18 protein-coding genes are annotated in these 20,762 nt (G+C 71.6%); 14 read left to right on the plus strand and 4 right to left on the minus strand.

From position 1 onward, the window contains the following. Window positions 1-60: 60 nt before the first annotated feature. The 6 genes from ABD831_RS11600 to ABD831_RS11625 all read left to right on the plus strand — a co-directional run bounded on the left by ABD831_RS11600 (window position 61) and on the right by ABD831_RS11625 (window position 7,342). The gene (locus tag ABD831_RS11600; protein ID WP_344946230.1) at window positions 61-1,524 is read left to right on the plus strand and encodes a hypothetical protein; all 1,464 of its coding nucleotides are present in this window, start codon (window positions 61-63) and stop codon (window positions 1,522-1,524) included. A gap of 113 nt (window positions 1,525-1,637) precedes the next feature. Then, window positions 1,638-2,897: an Nramp family divalent metal transporter gene (locus ABD831_RS11605; RefSeq protein WP_344946233.1), complete on the plus strand. Its 1,260-nt coding sequence runs from the start codon at window positions 1,638-1,640 to the stop codon at window positions 2,895-2,897. 153 nt (window positions 2,898-3,050) lie between these two features. Further along, entirely contained in the window at window positions 3,051-4,199 is a 1,149-nt protein-coding gene (locus ABD831_RS11610; protein WP_344946236.1) for an acyl-CoA dehydrogenase family protein, read from the plus strand. Then, the gene (locus ABD831_RS11615) at window positions 4,199-5,305 is read left to right on the plus strand and encodes an acyl-CoA dehydrogenase family protein (protein ID WP_344946239.1); all 1,107 of its coding nucleotides are present in this window, start codon (window positions 4,199-4,201) and stop codon (window positions 5,303-5,305) included. Before ABD831_RS11610 ends, ABD831_RS11615 begins: the two co-directional genes overlap by 1 nt. Then, window positions 5,302-6,048: an enoyl-CoA hydratase-related protein gene (locus tag ABD831_RS11620; RefSeq protein WP_344946242.1), complete on the plus strand. Its 747-nt coding sequence runs from the start codon at window positions 5,302-5,304 to the stop codon at window positions 6,046-6,048. Before ABD831_RS11615 ends, ABD831_RS11620 begins: the two co-directional genes overlap by 4 nt. A gap of 64 nt (window positions 6,049-6,112) precedes the next feature. Next, on the plus strand, window positions 6,113-7,342 hold the full coding sequence (locus ABD831_RS11625) for an MFS transporter (protein WP_344946245.1): 1,230 nt from the start codon (window positions 6,113-6,115) through the stop codon (window positions 7,340-7,342). A 228-nt stretch (window positions 7,343-7,570) separates the two neighbouring features. On the opposite strand, the gene ABD831_RS11630 is transcribed toward ABD831_RS11625, so the two are convergent. Beyond that, window positions 7,571-9,313: a DHA2 family efflux MFS transporter permease subunit gene (locus ABD831_RS11630; RefSeq protein WP_142179315.1), complete on the minus strand. Its 1,743-nt coding sequence runs from the start codon at window positions 9,311-9,313 to the stop codon at window positions 7,571-7,573. A 1-nt stretch (window position 9,314) separates the two neighbouring features. Further along, entirely contained in the window at window positions 9,315-9,824 is a 510-nt protein-coding gene (locus ABD831_RS11635; protein WP_344946248.1) for a MarR family winged helix-turn-helix transcriptional regulator, read from the minus strand. A gap of 232 nt (window positions 9,825-10,056) precedes the next feature. Between ABD831_RS11635 and ABD831_RS11640 the strand changes: the two genes are divergently transcribed. Next, window positions 10,057-10,779: an ANTAR domain-containing protein gene (locus ABD831_RS11640; protein WP_344946252.1), complete on the plus strand. Its 723-nt coding sequence runs from the start codon at window positions 10,057-10,059 to the stop codon at window positions 10,777-10,779. 104 nt (window positions 10,780-10,883) lie between these two features. Here ABD831_RS11640 and ABD831_RS11645 read toward each other — a convergent pair whose 3' ends face one another. Further along, window positions 10,884-11,672 carry a sigma-70 family RNA polymerase sigma factor gene (locus ABD831_RS11645; RefSeq protein ID WP_344946255.1) on the minus strand — a complete coding sequence of 263 codons (789 nt, stop codon included), beginning with the start codon at window positions 11,670-11,672 and terminating at the stop codon, window positions 10,884-10,886. A 199-nt stretch (window positions 11,673-11,871) separates the two neighbouring features. Further along, window positions 11,872-12,735 (minus strand): maleylpyruvate isomerase family mycothiol-dependent enzyme, encoded by an 864-nt coding sequence (locus ABD831_RS11650; RefSeq protein ID WP_344946258.1) that lies wholly within the window; start codon window positions 12,733-12,735, stop codon window positions 11,872-11,874. Between the two features lie 26 nt (window positions 12,736-12,761). Between ABD831_RS11650 and ABD831_RS11655 the strand changes: the two genes are divergently transcribed. From ABD831_RS11655 to ABD831_RS11685, 7 genes are all read left to right on the plus strand, one after another. Continuing rightward, entirely contained in the window at window positions 12,762-14,822 is a 2,061-nt protein-coding gene (locus ABD831_RS11655; RefSeq protein ID WP_344946261.1) for a bifunctional copper resistance protein CopD/cytochrome c oxidase assembly protein, read from the plus strand. 48 nt (window positions 14,823-14,870) lie between these two features. Then, window positions 14,871-15,053, plus strand: coding sequence for a DUF6767 domain-containing protein (locus tag ABD831_RS11660; protein ID WP_344946265.1), 183 nt, complete (start codon window positions 14,871-14,873; stop codon window positions 15,051-15,053). Between the two features lie 71 nt (window positions 15,054-15,124). Beyond that, window positions 15,125-15,931 (plus strand): carbon-nitrogen family hydrolase, encoded by an 807-nt coding sequence (locus ABD831_RS11665; RefSeq protein WP_344946268.1) that lies wholly within the window; start codon window positions 15,125-15,127, stop codon window positions 15,929-15,931. After that, on the plus strand, window positions 15,928-17,808 hold the full coding sequence (locus ABD831_RS11670; RefSeq protein WP_344946271.1) for an NHL domain-containing thioredoxin family protein: 1,881 nt from the start codon (window positions 15,928-15,930) through the stop codon (window positions 17,806-17,808). The genes ABD831_RS11665 and ABD831_RS11670 overlap by 4 nt, the downstream gene beginning before the upstream one ends. A 44-nt stretch (window positions 17,809-17,852) precedes the next feature. Next, the gene (locus ABD831_RS11675; RefSeq protein ID WP_344946274.1) at window positions 17,853-18,722 is read left to right on the plus strand and encodes a hypothetical protein; all 870 of its coding nucleotides are present in this window, start codon (window positions 17,853-17,855) and stop codon (window positions 18,720-18,722) included. Window positions 18,723-18,820: 98 nt separating this feature from the next. Continuing rightward, entirely contained in the window at window positions 18,821-19,114 is a 294-nt protein-coding gene (locus ABD831_RS11680) for a DUF6458 family protein (RefSeq protein ID WP_142179295.1), read from the plus strand. Window positions 19,115-19,315: 201 nt separating this feature from the next. Continuing rightward, window positions 19,316-20,698, plus strand: coding sequence for an acyltransferase family protein (locus ABD831_RS11685; protein WP_344946278.1), 1,383 nt, complete (start codon window positions 19,316-19,318; stop codon window positions 20,696-20,698). Window positions 20,699-20,762 lie beyond the last annotated feature (64 nt).

Raw genomic sequence — 20,762 nt, forward strand, 5'->3', positions numbered from 1 at the left:
GCCGGGGGAGTCCGGCGGCCGGGGCAGCCGGAGGAGTGGTCCACCCGGCAGGATGGGCGCATGAGCGATCCTCGCGGAGTGGTCTTCCCCCTCGACCCGGCGTCCGGGCGGCGCAGCACGACCGCGACCGGGCGGGCCGTGGTGGCCGACGCGCTGCGGGCGGTCGACCCGGTCGGCGCGGCGTCGGCGGAGCGCGAGACGAACTGGCGCCAGGGCTACCTCCAGCACTTCCGGCGTCTCGTCGAGGCGGGCCTCACCTCGGCCGAGGCGCCCCGCTCCATCGCGCGCGATGGTCTCGACTCCCTGCACGGGCGCATGGCCTGGGCCGACGACGATGGCGACCACCCGCTCGACGCAGCCTTCGTCCGCGACGAGAGCACCCGCCCGTTGGGCTCCGAGACGCTCCGCGGAGAGGGCATGGCCGACCGCACCCTCTCGGTGCCGTATGCCGGAGAGCGCCTCTCGGGGGACGCGCTGCGTCGCCGTCTGGACCTCTGGGTCGAGGCGGGCACCGTCGAGCCGACGTGCGCCGAGGCCGTGGGCCGGGTCATCGACAACCCCGACTGGCTCGACCTCTCCGACCGCACGGTCGTCGTGCTCGGGGCCGCTGCCGAGATGGGGCCGCTCCGGTCCCTGCTCCGATGGGGCGCCGATGTCGCCGCCGTCGATCTTCCCCGAAAGGACCTGTGGGACAGGCTCATCGGAGACACGCGGCGCCTCGCCGGCTCGATCACGGTCCCGGTGCGGGACGGGGAGGAACCCGTCACCGCGCGTGTCGGTGGCGACCTCGTCCACGACCTCGGTGCGGTCACCCGATGGGTGGCAGGGCTCGACGGACCCCTCGCGATCGGCAACTACGTCTACGCCGACGGCGAGACGAACGTCCGCGTCTCGATGGCGGTCGACGCGCTGACCCGCCAGGTCGTGGAGGCGAAGGGCCGCGACGACGTGGCCCTCGCGTTCCTCGCCACCCCGACCGACGTGTTCGCCGTCCCGGGCGCGGCCGTCGAGCGATCCGTGGACAGCTATGCCCACCGGCGGACCTCCAAGGTGCTCCGGGTGCCGCTCCGCACCGTCAGCGGTGGCCGGCTGCTGCGCCGCAACTACGTGCCGGGCCAGGACCCCGGGATCAACGACAGCGTCGTGCTCCAGCAGGGACCCAACTACCTGCTCGCCAAGCGTCTCCAGCGGTGGCGGGCGACGGCATACCGCGCCGACGGCGGCCTCGTGTCGTTCAAGGTCGCCCCGCCCACCAGAACGAGGTCCGTCGTCAAGAACCGTGCGCTCGCGGCGGCCTATGCCGGGGCGCACCGCTTCGGCATCGAGGTCTTCGAGCCCGGCACGGCCAACACGCTGATGGCCGCCCTCCTCGTCCACGACCTGCGCACCGGCGCGCCGGCGCAGCCGACCGCCTGGGAGGACGAGGCGTATGCCGCCGTGCACGGAGGTCTGTGGACGGCGGCCTACGACCCGCGCAGCGCCTTGGGGATCGCGGCCCTGCTCGGGGTCGCGGGCGCCCGCTGAGCCGTTCCGGCGGTCCGCGCGGGCGTCAGGCCGACCGGCTCGCCGACGAGGGTCTTGTCTCAATGTGAACCGGAAGTTGGCGCACCCGCTCCCGAGGCCCGATGCTGTGTCCCATGGGTGAGCGAACGGCGCAGCAGCCGCGCGTGGACAGCCGGTCGCCGGAGCGCGGTCTCGGCGGCACGATCAGCGCGCCCCGCACCCTGGTGCCGGCGCTCCTCGCGGCGATCGCCTACGTCGACCCCGGCAACTTCGGCGTCAACATCACCTCGGGTGCCGAGCACGGCTACGCGCTCGTGTGGGTGGTCGTCTTCGCGAGCTGCTCGGCCATGGTGATCCAGTACCTCGCAGCCAAGCTCGGCATGGTCACCGGCAAGAGCCTCGCCGAGCACAGCTCGGAGCGCTTCCCCGGCGTGGGCCGCCTGCTGCTCTGGGCGCAGGCCGAGCTCGTCGTCATCATGACCGACCTCGCCGAGATCGTCGGCGGCGCGATCGCCCTCAAGCTCCTCTTCGGTATGCCGCTCATGGCCGGCGCCGTGTGCGTGACGCTCTTCAGCCTGGCCGTCCTCGCGCTCAAGGTCCGTGGCCGCAGCCACTTCGACTCCGTCGTGCTCGTGCTGCTCGTCGTCATCATCGCCTCGCTCGTGTGGCAGGTGTTCGTGGCCGACGTGGACCGGGTCGCGCTCCTGAAGTCGATCGTCCCGGCCCCGCTCGACTCGTCCGCTGCCCTGCTCGCCGTCGGCATCGTCGGCGCGACCGTGATGCCGCACGCGCTGCACTTCCACTCGGCTGCGTCGCGCGGCCACGACGACGGCTCGCCGGACATCGGCCAGGTCGAACGTCTGCGTGCCGGGCGGCGCACGGTGCGCAGCGTCGTCATCGCCATGACCGTCGCCGGGATCGCGAACGTCAGCCTCGTCGTCTTCTCCGCCGCGCTGCCGTCCGAGGCCGGCGCGAGCATCGAGACGGCGTATGCCGCCCTGTCGGCCAACGCGGGCCAGATCGTCGCGACCATGCTGGCCGTCGCGCTCCTCGCCTCGGGTCTCGCGTCGACGCTCGTCGGGGTCCAGACCGGTGACGTCGTCATGCAGGGTTTCGGACGCCGGCCGATCGCGCCGTTGCTGCGTCGGATGCTCGCCGTCGTCCCGGCGCTCGTCATCCTCGGCATCGGCATCGAGCCGACCAACGCCCTGGTGTGGAGCCAGGTCGTGCTGTCGTTCGCGCTGCCGGGCACGCTCGTGCCGCTCCTGCTCTTCACCCGCGACCGCCGGATCATGGGGGTGCTCGTCAACCACCGCTTCACCACGGCCGTCGCGACCCTCATCACCGCCGTCATCGTCGGCCTCTGCGGCTACCTCGTCGCCACCGGCCTCTGAACCACCCTCGACCATCTCGAGTGATCGCCTCGCCCCACCGACCACGGGTGGCGCACGCGATGGCACCACACGGCATAAGGCCCCGGTCGAGCCGGGAGACCGTGTGGGAGAGTGGCGCACGAACCGCTGCGACGTCGCGTGAGGAAGGTGAGGATGTCGGCCCGTCTCGTGCCTCCGGGTGCCCGTGAGCTGCCTGCACTGACCGAGCTGCGCCTCGAGGTGCGCGCCTTCCTCACCGAGCAGGTCGCAGCCGGGGCGTTCGTGCCGCACGTCGACACCTGGCTGACCCGCTGGGACCGCGACTTCACCCGTGAGCTCGGCCGGCGCGGCTGGCTGGGCATGGTCATCCCGACGGAGTACGGCGGCCAGGGACGCACCTACCTCGAGCGCTTCGTCGTCACCGAGGAGCTGCTCGTCGTCGGCGCACCCGTCGCGGCGCACTGGATCGCCGAGCGCCAGATCGGGCCGTCGCTGCTGCGCTACGGCACCGAGGAGCAGAAGCAGGCCTTCCTGCCCGGCATCAGCCGCGGCGAGGTCGTCTTCGGCATCGGCATGAGCGAGCCCGACTCCGGCTCCGACCTCGCGAGCGTGCGCACCCGCGCCGAGCGCGTCGACGGCGGCTGGCGCCTCACCGGCACCAAGGTCTGGACGAGCGGCGCGCACGAGGCCGATGCGTTCTTCGCGCTCGCCCGCTCCGCCCCGCTCGACCCGGCCCGTCGGCACGACGGGCTCAGCCAGTTCATCGTCGACCTCCGTGCCCCGGGCGTCACGATCCGCCCGATCATCTCGATGGGCGGCGACCACCACTTCAACGAGGTGCACCTTGACGGGGTCCTCATCCCCGACGACCGCGTGCTCGGCGAGGTGGGGCAGGGCTGGTCGCAGGTGGCGTCCGAGCTCGCCTACGAGCGCAGCGGCCCGGAGCGGGTGCTCTCGACGTTCCAGCTGCTCGCGGCGGCGGCGCAGGCCATGGACGACGGGCGCCTGCCCACCGACCCCGGTCTCGGACGCCACGTCGCCCGCGTCGCTGCCCTGCACCACATGTCGTTCGCCGTCTCGACCGCGCTCGAGCACCACGAGGACGCCGACACCGCGGCCGCTGTCGTCAAGGTGCTCGGCACGACGGGCGAGGGCGACATCGCCGACTACGTCGACACGCTGACCGCGTCCGGCTGGGCCCTCGACGAGGAGCTCGACACGCTCCTGCAGGCGGCGATCCTGCAGCGCCCGGGCTTCACGCTCCGCGGCGGCACCAACGAGATCCTGCGCGGCGTCATCGCCCGCGGCCTGGGGATGCGCTGATGACCGACCGACCCGACCAACACGAGCCCCGGCAGCCTCACGAGCTCGCCGCGCCGACGACCCCGGACCCTGACCTCGTCGACGTGCTCACCGGTCTCTTCGCCGACTACCGCGCGACGCGCTCGACGCCCACGGCCGTCGTCGACCTCGACCGCAGCCTCTGGCGGCGGCTCGAGGACCTCGGGCTGACGCGCCTGACCGGCAGCGAGTCCTCCGGCGGCAGCGGAGGCGGGTGGGTCGACGCGGCAGCGCTGCTCGGGCTCGCGGCTGCGGCCGCCGCACCGGTGCCACTCGCCGAGCACGACGTGCTCGGCGGATGGCTGCTCGAGGCCGCCGACCTGCCCAACGACGGTGGCCTTCGGACCGTGTGCCGTCCCGACCCGTCGGGGGTCGCCCTCAACGTCACGTGGGCCCGGGAGGCGAGCAGCATCGTGGCGCTGTGGGAGGACCGTGACCAGTGGCGCGTCGCCGACGTGCCCGTCGGTCGCGTGGCCATCGAGGAGCGCCGCAACCTCGCCGGGGAGCCTTGCGACACCGTCGAGTTCGACCTCGACGACCTCGAGACCGGCACCGTCGTCGCGCACGAGATCGGCGAGCAGTTCCACCTGCGCGGTGCGCTCGCCCGGTCCGCGCAGGTCGTCGGCGCCATGGAGCGCGTCGTCGAGGTCGTCCTCGAGCACGTGCGCGCGCGCGAGCAGTTCGGCCGACCGATCGGCCGCTTCCAGGCCGTGCAGCACCTGGTCGCGGACATCGCGTCCGAGACCGCGCTGGCCCGCGCCGCCACCGACGCCGCCGTCGCCCGGGCCGCCGCCTCCGACTGGCAGGACCCGGGCATGCTCTTCGCCGTCGGGGTTGCCAAGTCCTGCGTCGGGCACGCCGCGTCGGTCGTCGTCCGCGGCTCGCACCAGGCGCTCGGCGCGATCGGCACGACGCTCGAGCACGAGCTGCACACCCTGACCAAGCCGATCCTCGCCCGCCGCAGCGAGTACGGCTCGCTCCAGGACTGGGACGAGACCCTCACGGCGCTCGCGTCGTCCGCAGGTCGCGACCGACTCTGGACCCTCATCACCACCGGCCGCGCCAAACCCAGGAGGTCCGACGCATGACGGGCATGTCCGAGATCCGCTACGACGTGACCGACGGCGTCGCGCTCATCACCCTCGATGCCCCCGAGCGCCGCAACGCCCTGTCGGTCGAGATGTCGCGCGAGCTCATCGACGCCGCGCGCACGGCCGAGGCGGACGACCGGGTCGGCGCCGTCGTCGTCACCGGCGGCGCGCACTTCTGCGCCGGCGCTGTCCGCAGCGTCCTCGCCGACACGGGCCGGGACCCCGTCGAGGACGAGGCCTACCGCAACCTCGAGACCGTCTATGCCGCCTTCACGACGATCGGCTCGATCGCCGTGCCGACCGTGGCCGCCGTCCGCGGCGCCGCCGTCGGCGCTGGCCTCAACCTGGCCCTCGCCACCGACCTGCGCATCGTGTCGCGCACGGCTCGGCTGCTCCCAGGCTTCGCCCAGATCGGCATCCACCCCGGCGGGGGCCACTTCACCCTGATCAACCGGGTCGCCGGGCGGGAGGCCGCCGCAGCCCTCGGGCTCTTCGGCGACGAGGTCGACGGCGAACGGGCCGTCTCGCTGGGACTGGCCTGGGCGGCCTACGACGACGCCGCCGTACAGGACGAGGCGATGGCGATCGCCGGACGCGTCGCGAGGGACCCCGCGCTCGCCCGCCGGACGGTCGCGAGCTTCCGCCGCGAGACCGCTCCCGGGGGCCTGCCGTGGGACGTGTCCGTCGAGCTCGAACGGTCCCCGCAGATGTGGTCGCTGCGCCGCAGACACGAGGCGTGAGGCCCGCCTCACAACCGTTCCGGCATTTCGGCTTCGTGGGGGTCGTGGTGCAAGGATGGGGAAGTTGCCCGTCCTCGACCGCGAAGGAGCACCTGTGCTGGCGTCCTACCGACCTCTCTTCGAGGTACCGGGGGCACGCGTCTTCATCGTCGGGGGGCTGATCGCCCGCACGGCAGGTTCGATGTTCGCGGTGTCCGTGGTCGCGATGGTCGCGGCACGCACCGGCTCCTACGCTCTGGCCGGCGCCGTCGTGGCCGTCGGCATGGTGTCCCTGGCACTCTTCGCGCCGATCCTCGGCCGCCTCGTCGACCGCTACGGCCAGCGCCGCATCGCCATCCCGTTCTTCCTGTGGTCCGGCTTCTGGGCGGTCATGACCCTGCTCACGTCGCTACGTGGCTGGCCCTCGTGGCTGCTCTTCATCACCTTCCCGATGTGCGGCGCCATCCCGAACCTGGGCACGATGGCCCGCGCGCGGTGGTCGCACATCTTCGCCGACGACGCGAAGAACCTGCATGCGGCCATGTCGTTCGAGCAGGTCATGGAGGAGGTCACCTTCGTCATCGGCCCGGTCCTCGCGATCTGGCTGTCGACCACCCTCTTCCCCGAGGCCGGCTTCGCCTTCGCGACCGTCGCCTACACGGTCGGCGTCCTCGTCTTCATCTCGGCCCGCTCGACGGAGCCCCCCGTCGTCCCGCACCACGAGCGCCCGACTGCGCACGCGTACACCGTGCCGGGGCTGGTCCCGCTCGCCTTCATCATGGTGATGACGGGCGCGATCTTCGGCGTCAACGAGGTCGTGACGCTCGCCGTCTCCCAGGACCTGGGCGCGCCGAGTGCTGCGGGCGCCATCCTCGCGTTGTATGCCGTGGGGTCGGCCACCGCGGGTCTGATCTTCGGCCACGTGTCCCACGGCCGCAGCCTCGTCAAGCTCCTCGTCGCCGGCACGCTTGGAATGGCGGTGCTCGAGATCCCGGTCCTCTTCGCCGGCAACCTGTGGGTCCTCGCCGGCCTCATGCTGGTGGCCGGGATGGCGACCGCGCCGACCCTCATCACGACGATGAACCTCATCGAGCGCATCGTCCCCAAGGCCCAGCTCAACGAGGGCATGACGATCGTGCTGACCGGCATCATCGTCGGCGTCGCGGCCGGCTCCGCCGTCTCGGGTGTCGTCGTCGACCACGTCGGGGCCCAGCACGGCTACTGGGTGGCCATCATCGCCGGCAGCTTCGCCTTCGTCATGGCGCTCGGCACCCGCGCGTTCCTGACGCGCCGCGAGCTGCACGACCTCCGCTGACCGGCCCGCAGCCTTCGCCCACGGGATGGAACGGCGGATGGTGCTGCCCCCGGTGGGGTGATCCCCACACCGGACGCAGCACCATCCGCCGCACCATCTGCCACCCCAGCTGAGGGCCTGAACGCCGAGACCCCGCAACGGCCGGGTGGGCTGGGACGCGAGCACACGGCATACGAAAGGGCCACCTCCCGTGACGAGAGGTGGCCCTTCGACGGTGGTGCGCGACGGTCAGTGAGCGGCGGGGGCCACCACGACGTCCTCGTCCTTCGCCGCCGCCTGACCTGGCTTGGGGCCCAGGTCGATGTTCGGCAGGAAGAGCGTGGCGATGAATGCGAGCACGAGCACGCCGGCGGCGACGATGAAGACGACCGACATCGCGTCGGAGAAGCCGACGAGGAACGGCTTGGCGAGCGCCGGGTCGAGCTGGTTGATGAACGAGCTGTCCGACAGTGCCGCGCCGCCGACGCCCGCACCCGAGCCGCCGGACTGCTGCGCGGCCTGGAGCTGCTCGATGAACGCCTTGTTGGCGGCCGGGTCGCCGCCGGTCGGGTTGCGCAGGGCTGCCTGGAACGCCGGGGTCGGGGCGATCGCCGCGAACGCCTCGGAGATCTTCGTGCCGGCCTGCGAGAAGAGGATCGACAGGAAGACGGCCGTGCCGAGCGTGCCGCCGATCTGGCGCGTGAAGGTCGCGGACGACGTGGCCACGCCCATGTCGCGGCGGTCGACGGCGTTCTGCACGGCGAGGGTCAACGGCTGGAAGTTGAAGCCGAGGCCGATGCCGAAGAAGAACATCACGATCATCGTCTTCCAGAGCGGGGTGTCCGCGCCGACGAAGTGGAAGGCGAAGAGCGACAGGACGAGGATCGCCGCGCCCATGATCGGGAAGTGGCGGTAGCGCCCGGTCCGGGAGATGAGCTGACCGGAGACGATCGAGCCGGCCATGATCCCGAGGGTCATCGGGAGCAGCTGGAGGCCTGCCTGCGTCGGCGTCGAGCCCTTGACGATCTGCAGGTAGAGCGGGATCGCGGCGAGACCGCCGAACATGCCCATGCCGATGAAGACCGAGGCGACCGACGACGACGCGACGGTGCGGTTCGTGAAGAGGCGCAGCGGGATGAGCGCCTCCTCACCCATGGAACGCTCGACGAGGAAGAAGGCGACGAGACCGGCGAGGCCGATGGCGTAGCAGGTGATGGAGGTCGGCGAGCCCCAGCCCCACGCGCGGCCCTGCTCGGCCACGATGAGCAGCGGCACGAGGGCGACCGAGAGGCTCAGGGCACCCCAGTAGTCGATGCGGTGGTCGAGACGTGTGTGCCTCAGGTGCAGGGTGCGCGTCACGACGATGAGCGCGGCGACGGCGATCGGCACGTTGACGAGGAAGACCCAGCGCCAGCCGGTGACGCCGAGGAGCGTCTCCTGGCCGGCGAAGAAGCCACCGATGACCGGGCCGAGCACGCTCGAGGTGCCGAAGACGGCGAGGAAGTAGCCCTGGTACTTCGCGCGCTCACGCGGCGGCACGATGTCGCCGATGATGGCGAGGGCGAGCGAGAAGAGGCCGCCGGCGCCGATGCCCTGGACGGCGCGGAAGGCCGCGAGCGACGGGATCGACCACGACAGCGTGCAGAGCATCGAGCCGATCGTGAAGATCGTGATGGCGAAGATGAAGAGCTTCTTGCGGCCGTAGATGTCGCCGAGCTTGCCGTAGAGCGGCGTCGTGATCGTCGCGGTGATGAGGTAGGCCGTCGTGACCCACGCCTGGCCGGCGAGGTCGTTGAGGTCATCGGCGATGACGCGCATGGCGCTCGCGACGATGGTCTGGTCGAGCGCGGCGAGGAACATCCCCATCATGAGCCCGACGAGGATGGTCACGATCTCCTTGTGGGAGAGCACCGGTCGCGCGTCGGGGCCTGCACCGGCTGGTGCGTCCGCGGTCGCGTCGACGCGTGGCGGCTCGGCGGTGGTGTCGGACATGTCAGTCTTCTTTCTGCGTCTGGTGTCTGGAGTCGAAGGGCATGGGGGGCGTCGGCGCACCGCGGGCCCGGAGGTTGGCGTCGAGCGCGTCGCCGAGCTCGCGCAGGCGGTCGACGAACTGCGTGGTCTCGGGGCCGTCCCACTCGGAGAGGAGCCCCTGGAACCACGCGGCGCGGCTCGCCTGGATGCGCCCGACGGCGTCGTGGCCGTGGTCGGTGAGGGAGACGACCCACGCGCGTCCGTCGCTGGGGTCTGCGCTCTTCTCGAGCAGCCCGCTCGTGACGAGCGAGCTGACCTGGCGGCTCACGGTCGAGACGTCGTTGTGGAGCGTCGTGGCGACGTCGGAGATGCGCACGGTGCCCGCGCCGGCGACGACGAAGAGCACGGGGTATGCCGTGACGTCCACGCCGTCCTCGAGGCGGGGTGCGCTGTGCTTGGCCGCGACGAGCAGCTTCTGGACGCGCAGCAGCCCGAGGAAGACGGCGTTCGCCTCGTCCTCGCTGACTGCCATGGATGCTCCTCGTTCGCGGGTAGTTGCTTGCAGCATGCAAGTATCTTTCGGAGAGCGCGTCACGTCAACTCACCTGTCCAACGTTTGTGCAATGTGGGACGATGTCGCCATCAGGGCGGCTCGTGTGGTTGTCTGTGGTCGCGCCTCGGGGGAGGTGTGAGGTTGACTGATGCGTCCGGACCGTCCAGCAGGGTGCGGGGCCCGGGTGTGCGATGCAGAGTGCAGGAGTGCCATGACGAGCGACGTTCCGATCGACCCGACGGTCAACGACGCCTTCCGACAGATGTCGGCGCTGATCTATGCCGGCGCCGACTCGGGCTCCATCCACCAGTCGCTCGTCGAGGCCGCCAGGCGGCTCGTCGAGGGCTGTGACCGGGCCTCACTGCTGGTGCGCACCCGCGACCGCTTCGTGACGGCCGCCAGCACCGACGACATCGCCCGCCGGATCGACCAGATCGAGCTCGAGATCGGTGAGGGTCCCTGTGTCGACGCCATCGTGTCCGAGGCCTACCAGCACGATGCCGACCTCACCGACGCCAAGACCCCGTGGCCGCGCTTCACCGAGCGCATCGTGGCGGAGACGCCGGTGCGCTCGGCCATCGGCTACCGCCTGCTCCTCGACGGCGACAAGGTCGGGGCCCTCAACCTCTTCTCCGACACCCCCGGCGGACTGACGTCCAAGTCGGCCGACGTCGGCGCCGTCATCGCCTCGTTCGCCTCGGTCGCGCTGATGGCGATCCGGGCTCGCGAGGAGGCCGCCACGCTGCGCCAGGGCCTGCAGAGCAACCGCGAGATCGGCAAGGCCGTGGGCTTGCTCATGGCCGCGCACCACATCAGCGGCCAGGAGGCGTTCGAGCTGCTCCGGAGCACCTCGCAGGAGCTCAACATGAAGCTGACCAAGGTCGCCTCGCAGGTCATCGAGGGCCAGGAGTCGCAGTTCAGCGCGTCGAGCTGAGCACCCGCGAGCGACGAGGGTCCCGAACGACGAGGGTCCCGAACGACGAGTGGTCCCGACCCGCCTTGCGGGCGTCGGGACCACTCGGATCAACGGCGGGTGGGTCAGGCCGAGGCCATGCCCTCCGCTGACAGCTGACGTCGCAGCTCGTCGAGGGTGCGCCGCAGGAGGCGGCTGACCTGCATCGCACTCAGGCCCATGGACTCGGCGATCTCGGCCTGGGTCATGTCGCCGCCGAACCTCAGCTGCACCAGTTGCTGGTCGCGAGCGGGCAGCCGCTCCAGCGCGGTGCGCACGACGATGCCCTCGTCCAGCGCCGGGTCGGAGCTGGAGTCGCCACGGGCGTCGAGCAGGTCGAGCACGGGCCGTCCGCCGTCCGCCGTCGTCGAGTCCAGCGAAGCCGGGCGGAGGTTGGTCGCCGCCACCTGGGCCTCCCTCACGGACTCGAGCGAGATGTCGAGCTCGGAGGCCAGCTCGCCGGCATCCGGGTCGTGGCCGAGCCGCTGCTCCAGCCGTGACCTGGTGTCGGTGACGAGCTGCCGGCGCTCCTGCAGCTCCCGAGGGGGCCGCACGAGCCAGCCGTGGTCACGGAAGTGACGGCGGAGCTCACCGGTGATGGTGGGTGTGGCATACGCGCCGAACTCGGTCGGCTTGGACAGGTCGAACCGCTTGATGGCCTTGAGCAGTGCCAGGAAGGCCACCTGCTCGAGGTCCTCGCGGTCGAGGCCCTTGCCCGAGTAACGGTGGGCGAGGGAGCGTGCGAGCGGCATGTGCAGCTTCGTCACGGTCTCGAGAGCCGAGGTGCGCTCGGACTCCGAGTCCGAGGTGCGAAGGGTATGGATGAACTCTCTGGTTCGCGCATCCTTGCGCGGACCCACGGATGGGTCAGTCATTTCAACTCCGATGGATCGGATCCCCGATGCGGCGCTGGCTTGACCGACTCCTTATGACGCTAGGGCGTTGGGCCCATATACACAAGGCGGGTTATGGCGCCGTACGACCCGGTTTGGGTGTATACGCAGGCGCGATCCGCACCGACCCCGTGGCGATTCCCGGAGCGGTCCGACGGGTCGTCTCCGAGCTCGTGCGGCGTCAGTGCGTCACGACGACGAGGGCCTCGAGCACCTTGCGCGCGATCTCCTCGTCCCCCGTCACGGAGTAGTGGATCTCGTCGACCGAACGGCGTCCCGCGGCCCGGCGCGTCAAGGCGTCCGTCGTCAGGTGGATCGACGTGACGTCGAGCTGCTCCTCACCCTCGGGTCGGTCGTTGCCACTGAAAAGGGCCTCGCCGTAAGGGCGCCCGTCCTCACCGGTGACGATGCGAACGCCGCCGCGCGCCACGACGGGACCACTCACGTCGAGCACGACGGCGTGCCCGGCGCCGATGCCGGCGACTCGTGAGGCGATGCGGGGGAGGGCCGCGAGGATGTCGGCGGTGAACACGGCGGCGCTCGCGGAGTCGAGGTTGCCGGGGCGGTCGAGCGCGGCGCGCAGGTCCTGCTCATGGACCCAGGCGTCGACGATGCGGCGGTGCAGGTGCTCGCCGAACGTCGTGTCGGGTCCGAAGAAACCACCGATGACCGTGTCGATGTCGGCGTCGGACGCCCGCAGCTCGGCGACCCGCTGCGGGTGGAACTCGGCCAGCTCGGCCACGACGTCACGCCCGGTCAGGCCCCGCCGGGCCTCGACGTCCACCTCGACGAACCGGGCGAAGTCGCTGTGGACGTGCGGGTAGTCGGGCACCTCGACCTTCGGCCGTGGGAGGCCGGCGAAGGACTTCTCGGCTCCGACGACGTGGGCGATCTGGTCCTTCACCGTCCATCCGGGGCACTCGGTCTGGATCTCGAAGTCCTCGTCACGGCAGGAGTACCCGAGGTCGATGATCGACTGCACGGAGTGGTCGAACGCGTCGATCAGTCCGGTGCGGTCGTCGGGGGCGGCCGGGTGCATGGGCATGTCATCAGAGTACTTACCCTTGAGGCATGCCAACCCTCGAGCGAGACGGTCTCACCGGTCTGCGGACCGGTTCGGGCCCCTCGGGTCGGCCCTCTGCCTCCCTGGTGGTGGCCGGTGTCGTCACGATCGGACTCGTGGCCAGCGTGCTCGCCGCCCGCTACACCGGCGCGGCAGACCCCTTGCCCGGAGGGCTGACCGATGCGGGCCCGGTGGTGCGGTGGTCGCTGCCGCTCGTCCGGGTGGTCCACGACGTCGCAGCCTCCCTGACCATCGGGTCGCTCCTGCTCGCGGCGACCATGATCCCCGGACGCAGCCCGGCCGAGAGCGCCGCGCTCGACGAGCCGCGCCGCGCTGCCGCCTTCCGTGTCGCGACGGCGGCGGCGTTCGTCTGGGCGGTCGCGGGCGCCGTGGGGGTCGTCTTCACCTTCGCCGACGCCGCCGGACTGCCGCTCACCGATCCCGACTTCGGCAACCAGCTGATGGGCTCGGTCTGGTCCATCGAGACCCTCCGGGTGGGGCTCATCAGCACCGTGGCGGCGTTCGTCGTCGCCTCCGTGGCCGCGGTTGGTCGCTCCCGCGCGGTGGCGCTCGCCCTCACGGCCGTCTCGGCCTTCGGTCTGCTCGTCCTCGGCCTGGCCGGCCACGCGGGCGGCTCTGCCGACCACGAGACGGCCGTCAACGCCATCGCCGCGCACCTGTTGAGCGCGGCCGTCTGGGTCGGTGGGCTGCTCGCCCTCGTGGTGCTGCGCCGACCCCTCGGGGACGCGCTCGGCGTCGTCGCCCGGCGCTACTCCTCCGTCGCCCTCTGGTGCTTCGTCACTCTCGGCGTCTCCGGCGTCATGACGGCGACGACCCGTCTCGGTTCGTGGTCGGACCTCGCCACCCCGTACGGCGTGCTCGTGCTCGTCAAGGTGCTGGCCTTCACCGCGCTGGGAGTGGCCGGCGTCTGGCACCGCCGGGTGACCCTGGACCGCATCGACGCCGTCACGGGCGACGTGCGAGGTCGGCTCTTCGTCCGCCTCGCGGTGGTCGAGACCATGGTCATGGGGCTCGCGTTCGGGGTCGCTACGGCGCTGGCCCGCAGCGAGCCGCCCGTGCCCGAGACCGTGTCCGACCCCAGCCCGGCCCTGTCGCTGACCGGCTATCCCGCTCCGGCGGCACCGACGGCCCTGTCCTGGCTCACCGCCTGGCGCGTCGAGTGGCTCTTCCTGGCGACGGGCCTGCTCGCGGTCGGTCTCTACGTCGCAGGGGTGGTGCGGCTGCGGAGGCGGGGTGACGCGTGGTCCGTGCTGCGCACGCTCAGCTGGGTCGCGGGCTGGCTGCTGTTCCTCTACGCCACCAACGGGGTGCTCGGCATCTACGGCCGGGTCGCCTTCTCGTGGCACATGACGTTGCACATGGTCGAGGCGATGGTCGTCCCGATCTTCCTCGTCCTGGGAGCCCCGGTGACGCTGGCGCTGCGCACGGTGCGGCCACGCTCGGACGGCACTCTCGGTCCGCGGGAGATGCTTCTCGCGCTGGTCCACTCCCGGTTCCTGGCCGTGGTCGGCAACCCCGTCTTCGCCGCGGTGTTCTTCTTCATGAGCCTCGTCGTCTTCTACTGGACCGGCCTCTTCCAGCTGGCCCTGGAGACGCACACGGGGCACCTGCTCATGACGGCGCACTTCGTCCTCGCCGGCTACCTCTTCGCCTGGGTGCTCGTCGGTGTCGACCCGGGGCCGAAACGGTGGAGCCCGGCGCTGCGCCTCGTCGTGCTCTTCGCGACGATCTCCTTCCACGCCTTCTTCGGTGTCGCGATGATCAGCGGCACGACTCTCCTCGGCGGTGACTTCTTCCCGACGATCGACATCCCGTGGGTCACCGACCCGCTCGCCGACCAACGTTACGGCGGCGGCGTCGCGTGGGCCATCGGAGAGCTGCCGAGCCTCGTGCTCGCCCTGACGGTCGCCCTGCAGTGGTTCCGAACGGACAGTGCGGAGTCGGTGCGGCAGGACCGCCGTGCCGACCGTGACGGCGATGCCGAGCTCACGGCATACAACGAGCGGCTCGCCGCCCTCGCGAAGCGCGACGGGAACTCCTCCCGCTGATCGGCACCACCTACTACCCGTTGTAGGATTGGTGGCGGAGGAGGGGACATGCCGCAGCGAATGCCGAACCCCCAGTGCCCGATTCGGATCGGCGAGCCGTGCACGTTGTGCTTCCCGGGAGCACGCGGACCGCACGACTGCGGCCTCGTCTACCTCGTCCAGAGCGATCCGGAGCAACGGGAGGAGCTCGCGGCCCGGCGCCGCGAACACCTCGTGACCCGGGTCCGCTGACCCGGGCGTGGCCCCGGCCTACCCCCTGGGGTCGGGGCCACGCCCGCGGTCGGTCATGTGAGAGTTGGGTCATGAAGGTTGCCCTCATCCAGCTTGCCTACGGCGACGACGAGTCGGTCGCCGACCGCACCGCCCGCGTCACCGAGCTCGTGCGCGCCCAGGCCGGCCACGACCTCGTCGTCCTCCCCGAGCTCTGGGCGGCAGGCGGCTTCGACTACACCGCGTGGGACGAGCGGGCCGAGGCCGTCGACGGACCCGTCGCTCAGGCGCTCGCCGCCGCGGCTCGCGACGCCCGCGTCACCCTGCACGGCGGGTCGATCGTCGAGCGCGCCGAGCCCACCGAGCCCCACGGCCGTGGACTCTGGAACACGAGCCTCGTCTTCTCGCCCGAGGGCGAGCTCGTCGCGAGCTACCGCAAGATCCACCGCTTCGGCTTCGGCGAGGGCGAGCCCAGCCTCATGGACGCCGGTGAGGACCTCGTCGTCGTCGACGTGCCCGTCGCAGCCGGCGGCAGCGTCCCGGTCGGCCTCTCCACGTGCTACGACCTGCGCTTCCCCGAGCTCTACCGGCGCCTGCTCGACCGCGGCGCCGAGGTCTTCGTCATCCCCGCGGCCTGGCCGCGCAAGCGGGTGGCGCACTGGACCCTGCTCGGACAGGCTCGAGCGGTCGAGGACCAGTGCGTCGTGCTCCAGTGCAACACCGCGGGCACGCACGCTCGCCACGAGATGGGTGGCCACTCGCAGGTCGTCGACGCCACCGGGAAGGTTCTGGCCGCTGCCGGCCTTGACGAGAAGGTGCTGAGCATCGACATCGACACCGCGGCGACGCCGGAGTGGCGCCGCACCTTCCCCGTGCTGACCGACCGGAGGCTCCCGTGAGCGCGGGCGTCGACAGCGGCTCGCTGCGTTCCCGCGTCAGGGTCCGCGCCCCCGAGCTCGTCGGACGTGGCTGGCTCAACACCGGTGGCCGGTCCTTGTCGCTCGCCGACCTACGGGGACGCGTCGTCGTCCTCGACTTCTGGACGTTCTGCTGTGTGAACTGCCTTCACGTCCTCGACGAGCTGCGCCCGGTCGAGGCGCAGTTCCCCGAGGCACTGACGATCATCGGCGTGCACTCGCCCAAGTTCGAGCACGAGGCCGACGCCGACGCGTTGGTTGCCGCCGTCGAGCGGTATGCCGTCCAGCACCCCGTGCTCGACGACCCCGAGCTCGTGACGTGGAAGGCGTATGCCGCCCGCGCCTGGCCCACGCTCGTCGTCCTCGACCCCGAGGGTTACGTCGTCGCCTCGATGTCGGGCGAGGGGCACGGCCCCGGCCTCGCCTCGCTCGTCTCCGAGCTCATCGAGGAGCACGAGGCGAAGGGCACGCTCCAGCCCGGTGACGACCCCTACGTCCCGCCGCCGGCCCCCGACACGGCGCTGCGCTTCCCGGGCAAGGCCGTCGCCCTGCCGGACGGCTCCTTCGTCGTCAGCGACACAGCCGACCACGAGGTCGTGCACCTCGAGGACGACCTGCTGACCGAGCGCGCCCGCTGGGGTGGCGAGGGGGTCCTCAACGAGCCGCAGGGCGTCCTGCTCGCGACCCCCGAGGTCACGCAGCGGCTCGGGGTCGACCTGCTCGTCGCTGACTCCGTCAACCACCAGGTCAAGGGAATCCGCTTCTCGGATGGCTCGATCCACGTCGTGGCGGGCACCGGTGCGCAGCTGCGTGAGCGCTCGGGCGGCGGCCCGGCCCTCGAGCAGGCACTGTCGACGCCGTGGGACCTCGCCTGGCTCGGCGACCGGCTCGTCATCGCCATGGCCGGCACCCACCAGCTGTGGGCCTGGACGCCGGGCGAGACCCTGACGGACGGTCGTGTCGAGGTCATCGGCGGCACCTCCAACGAGGGGCTCGTCGACGGTCCGGCGCCTGAGGCGTGGTTCGCCCAGCCGTCCGGACTGGCGACCTCGGCCTCAGGTGACCGCGTCTGGGTCGCCGACTCGGAGACGTCTGCCCTGCGCTCCCTGACGACGACGGCCGACGGCGGGCTCATCGTCGAGACGCACGTCGGGACCGGCCTCTTCGACTTCGGCCACCGCGACGGTGACGCCGCCGAGGCGCTGCTCCAGCACCCCCTGGGCGTCACCGAGCTGCCCGACGGCTCGGTCGCGGTCAGCGACACCTACAACGGCGCGGTCCGCCGCTACGACCCGGCGACGGGCCAGGTCACGACCCTCGCGCAGGGCCTCGCCGAGCCCAGCGACGCCGTCGTGGAGCGGGACTCCCAGACCGGGGAGGTGCGCCTCGTCGTCGTCGAGTCGGCCGCCCACCGCCTCACGCGCGTCGCCCTGCCCGACGCCGCCCAGCGCGTCGACGGGCCCGCCCACCGGACCCAGCGGCCGCCGACGCCGCTTCCCGCCGGCGAGGTCGCGCTCGAGGTCACCTTCGTGCCGCCGAGCGGCCAGAAGCTCGACTTCCGCTGGGGCGACCCGACCCGGCTCGACGTGTCAGCCACCCCCGATGCGCTCCTCGTCTCCGGGGCCGGTCGTGCCGAGGGCCTGACCCGCACACTCGTGCTGCGCGACGGCATCGGGTCGGGCACGCTGCACATCTCGGTGCAGGCCGCGGCGTGCGACGGCGACCCCGAGACCGGCGAGGTGCCCGAGCACGCGGCCTGCCACCTGTTCCAGCAGGACTGGGGCATCCCGGTCACCCTCGACGCCACCGCCGATGCGACACTGACTCTCGACCTGAGGGGGGTCCAGGCCGGCGATTGACCGGCCGACGACGAGCGGACAGACCGAAGGACGAGGCGGCAGACGTGGCACGACAGACATCCGGTGGCGGCGGCCGCTCGGTCCTCTCGGCGGTGTGCGGGCTGCTCGCCATCGTGCTCCTGCCCCTGTCGCTCGTCGGCTTCTGGGCCTCGGTGCTGCTGACCCGCACCGACGTCTTCGTCGAGGAGCTGCGGCCCGTCGTCACCAAGCCGCAGGTGCAGGAGGCCCTCACCGACGGCATCGTCCAGGGCGTCCTCGGCGCGGTCGACCTGCGCCCCGCGATCGAGAAGGCGCTCGAGGCGCCGATCCGCACGCAGGCGGCCGCGCTCGTCGCGAGCCCGCAGGTCACGGCTGCCTGGACCACCGGCATCCGCGCGCTCCACACCCAGTTCATCGCCGTCATGGAGGGTCGAGCAGACACGCAGCTCGACGACCAGGGGCGGGTCTCCGTGCGCCTCACCATCCCCGTCCCGGCGCTCACCTCCACGCTCGAGCAGGTCGGCGTGCCGAACGCCGGCTCGATCGCCCCCGTCGTGACGATCCCGCTCGTCAAGGCGGCCGATCTGCAGAAGGCGCAGGCGGCATACCGGATCGCCGACGCCTGGGCGCCCGTCGTCGTGGCTGTCCTCGCCCTGCTGTCCATCGCGCTCGCCCGGCGCTGGCGCGCCGCGGCCACCCTCGTCGGCATCGGCTGGATCGTGACGGCCCTGGCGCTCGCCCTCGTCGTCATGGTGTCGCGCGAGCCGCTCATGCGACGCGTCGACCCGGAGGTGGCGCGCACCATCGCCGACGCCGCCTACGGACTTGCGGCACGCAACCTCTACTACGAGATCGCGATCGCGGTCGGGGCGGGCGTCGTCCTGCTCCTCGTCTCGGTCGTCACGCTCGCGTTCGGTCGGCGACGCACCCGCTGAGCCACCCGCCGGCTGCACCACTCGTGGGCGTTCGACGGCCTGCGGGTATGTGCCCCGCAGGTACGCGCCCAGAGCGTGCCCCCAGCCAAGGAGACCTCATGGGTATCGGACTCGGGATCTTCCTGCTCGTCGTCGGAGCGATCTTCTACTTCACCAACATCGACTCCAGCGTCCTCAACATGAGCAGCAGCACGGGCAACACGATCGGGATCATCCTCATGGTCGCCGGTGCACTCGCGATCATCCTCGCGCTCGTCCTCAACGCCCAGCGCGCCCGCACGCAGCACACGGTCGTCACCGAGCGCCGCGGGGCGCCCGATGTCGTCGAGCGTCGTGTCGACGGCGACGAGGTCGTCGAGCGCCGCGTCGAGCATCGCGACGAGACCCTCTAGACCGTCGAAGGGCCGCGAACCGGGCTCTCAACCGTCGAAAGGCCACGAACCGGACTCCGGCTCGTGGCCTTTCGACGTCTGGGGCGGGGAGCACGTCGCAGCACGTGAACCCTTGCGCGGGGAAGGCAGCCTGAGCAGGAGAACTCACCTGCCCGGGCGCCGTTCGTGCTTCGATGAGATGTGAGCCGGACCCGCCCTGAGGTGACGCCCCGCAGCGCGTCGGAGATCGCCGCTGCGACGCCCGCCGACCGGGACCGCTGGGTCGACGCCCTGCGCGTGGGCTCGCTCCTCGTCGTGATCCTGGGCCACTGGCTCATGGTCGCCATCACGCCGGACGGCCGGATCACCAACGCGCTCACCGTCGTGCCGTCGCTGCAGCCGCTGACCTGGGTGCTGCAGGTCATGCCGCTCTTCTTCCTCGTCGGTGGCGTCGCCCATGCGCACACGCTCGAGTCGCTCGAACGTCGCCGGCCGCAGGCCAGGGGGAGGTATGCCGCGTTCTTCCGCGCGCGGGCCGAGCGCCTGCTGCGGCCCACCCTCGCCTTCCTCGCGGTGTGGGTCGCCCTCGGTGTCGTCGCCGACCTGTCGGGTCTGACGTCGCGGCCCGGCGACGCCGGTCGTCTGGCCCGCGACGCGCTCGTCATGGTCCCGCAGCTGTTGTGGTTCGTCGGGATCTACCTCGGCGCGTGCGCCTTCGCCCCGCTGATGCGTGACCTGCACCGACGGTGGGGCCTCCGCGTCGTGCTGGCGCTCGTCGTGCTGGCCTGCCTCGTCGATGCCGTGCGCTTCGGCGGTGGCCCGGAGCTGGTCGGAAACCTCAACTTCGCGCTCGTGTGGTTGGCCTTGCACCAGCTCGGGTTCGCCTGGCGCGACGGGCTGCTCACGACCGGGCGCGGATGGGTGATGGCAGTGGTGGGCTTCGGCGCGATGGGACTGGCCATCACCTTCGGCCCCTACCCGACGTCGATGGTGGGCCTGCCCGGCGAGGCCGTCTCGAACATGGCGCCCCCGACGGCAGCCCTGCTCGCCCAGGGCCTTGGCATCTGCGGCCTCGCCGTCGTGCTGCGGCCCGTCATGGCGCGGGTGCTCGCGAGGCCGGGGGCGTGGCGAACGGTCGTCGTGGCCGGTCCGTATGCCATGACCGCCTTCCTCTGGCACCTCACCGCCCTGATGACGGTCCTGCTGGCGATGCGCGGTCTCGGGATCGGCCAGCCGCCCGTGGCGTCGTGGGCGTGGTGGCTGACCCGTCCGCTGCTCTTCGCGGTGCTCGCCGCCGTGACAGCGGTTCTCGTCGCCGTCTTCGTCAGGTTCGACCGGGGCCCCCGCGTGGCAGCTGCTGCCGTCGACGAGCAGCGGCGCTGGGTCGATCCCGTCGCCGCCGTGTCGGCCGCGGTGCTCTTCTTCGGGATCCTCATCATCTCGATCGTCGGCGTCGACGTGCTGGGCAACCGTCCCGTCTTCTTCCTCGTCGGGGACGTGACGCCCGTCGTCGGCTTCGCGGTCCTCGCTGCCGGGCTGCTCCTCCTGCGCACCACCCGCCCGCGCCGCAACACACCGAGCAGTCGTCAACCCCTGCGGTTGTAGCCGGCGCGGATGGCCACTGCTCGGTGTGTTGCGGAGGGGTGGGAAAAGTCGATGGCACGACGTC

Origin of the sequence: Terrabacter ginsenosidimutans, from assembly GCF_039539425.1 — a bacterium.
Taxonomy (GTDB): Bacteria; Actinomycetota; Actinomycetes; order Actinomycetales; family Dermatophilaceae; genus Terrabacter; species Terrabacter ginsenosidimutans.

Bases quoted from the DNA above. Each gene is read 5' to 3' on its own strand.
- ABD831_RS11680 (WP_142179295.1), top strand. From the start codon at position 18,821: ATGGGTATCGGACTCGGGATCTTCCTGCTCGTCGTCGGAGCGATCTTC.
- ABD831_RS11640 (WP_344946252.1), top strand. From the start codon at position 10,057: ATGACGAGCGACGTTCCGATCGACCCGACGGTCAACGACGCCTTCCGA.
- ABD831_RS11605 (WP_344946233.1), top strand. From the start codon at position 1,638: ATGGGTGAGCGAACGGCGCAGCAGCCGCGCGTGGACAGCCGGTCGCCG.
- ABD831_RS11615 (WP_344946239.1), top strand. From the start codon at position 4,199: ATGACCGACCGACCCGACCAACACGAGCCCCGGCAGCCTCACGAGCTC.
- ABD831_RS11655 (WP_344946261.1), top strand. From the start codon at position 12,762: ATGCCAACCCTCGAGCGAGACGGTCTCACCGGTCTGCGGACCGGTTCG.
- ABD831_RS11645 (WP_344946255.1), bottom strand. From the start codon at position 11,672: ATGACTGACCCATCCGTGGGTCCGCGCAAGGATGCGCGAACCAGAGAG.
- ABD831_RS11635 (WP_344946248.1), bottom strand. From the start codon at position 9,824: ATGGCAGTCAGCGAGGACGAGGCGAACGCCGTCTTCCTCGGGCTGCTG.
- ABD831_RS11650 (WP_344946258.1), bottom strand. From the start codon at position 12,735: ATGCCCATGCACCCGGCCGCCCCCGACGACCGCACCGGACTGATCGAC.
- ABD831_RS11620 (WP_344946242.1), top strand. From the start codon at position 5,302: ATGACGGGCATGTCCGAGATCCGCTACGACGTGACCGACGGCGTCGCG.
- ABD831_RS11610 (WP_344946236.1), top strand. From the start codon at position 3,051: ATGTCGGCCCGTCTCGTGCCTCCGGGTGCCCGTGAGCTGCCTGCACTG.
- ABD831_RS11630 (WP_142179315.1), bottom strand. From the start codon at position 9,313: ATGTCCGACACCACCGCCGAGCCGCCACGCGTCGACGCGACCGCGGAC.
- ABD831_RS11660 (WP_344946265.1), top strand. From the start codon at position 14,871: ATGCCGCAGCGAATGCCGAACCCCCAGTGCCCGATTCGGATCGGCGAG.
- ABD831_RS11665 (WP_344946268.1), top strand. From the start codon at position 15,125: ATGAAGGTTGCCCTCATCCAGCTTGCCTACGGCGACGACGAGTCGGTC.
- ABD831_RS11600 (WP_344946230.1), top strand. From the start codon at position 61: ATGAGCGATCCTCGCGGAGTGGTCTTCCCCCTCGACCCGGCGTCCGGG.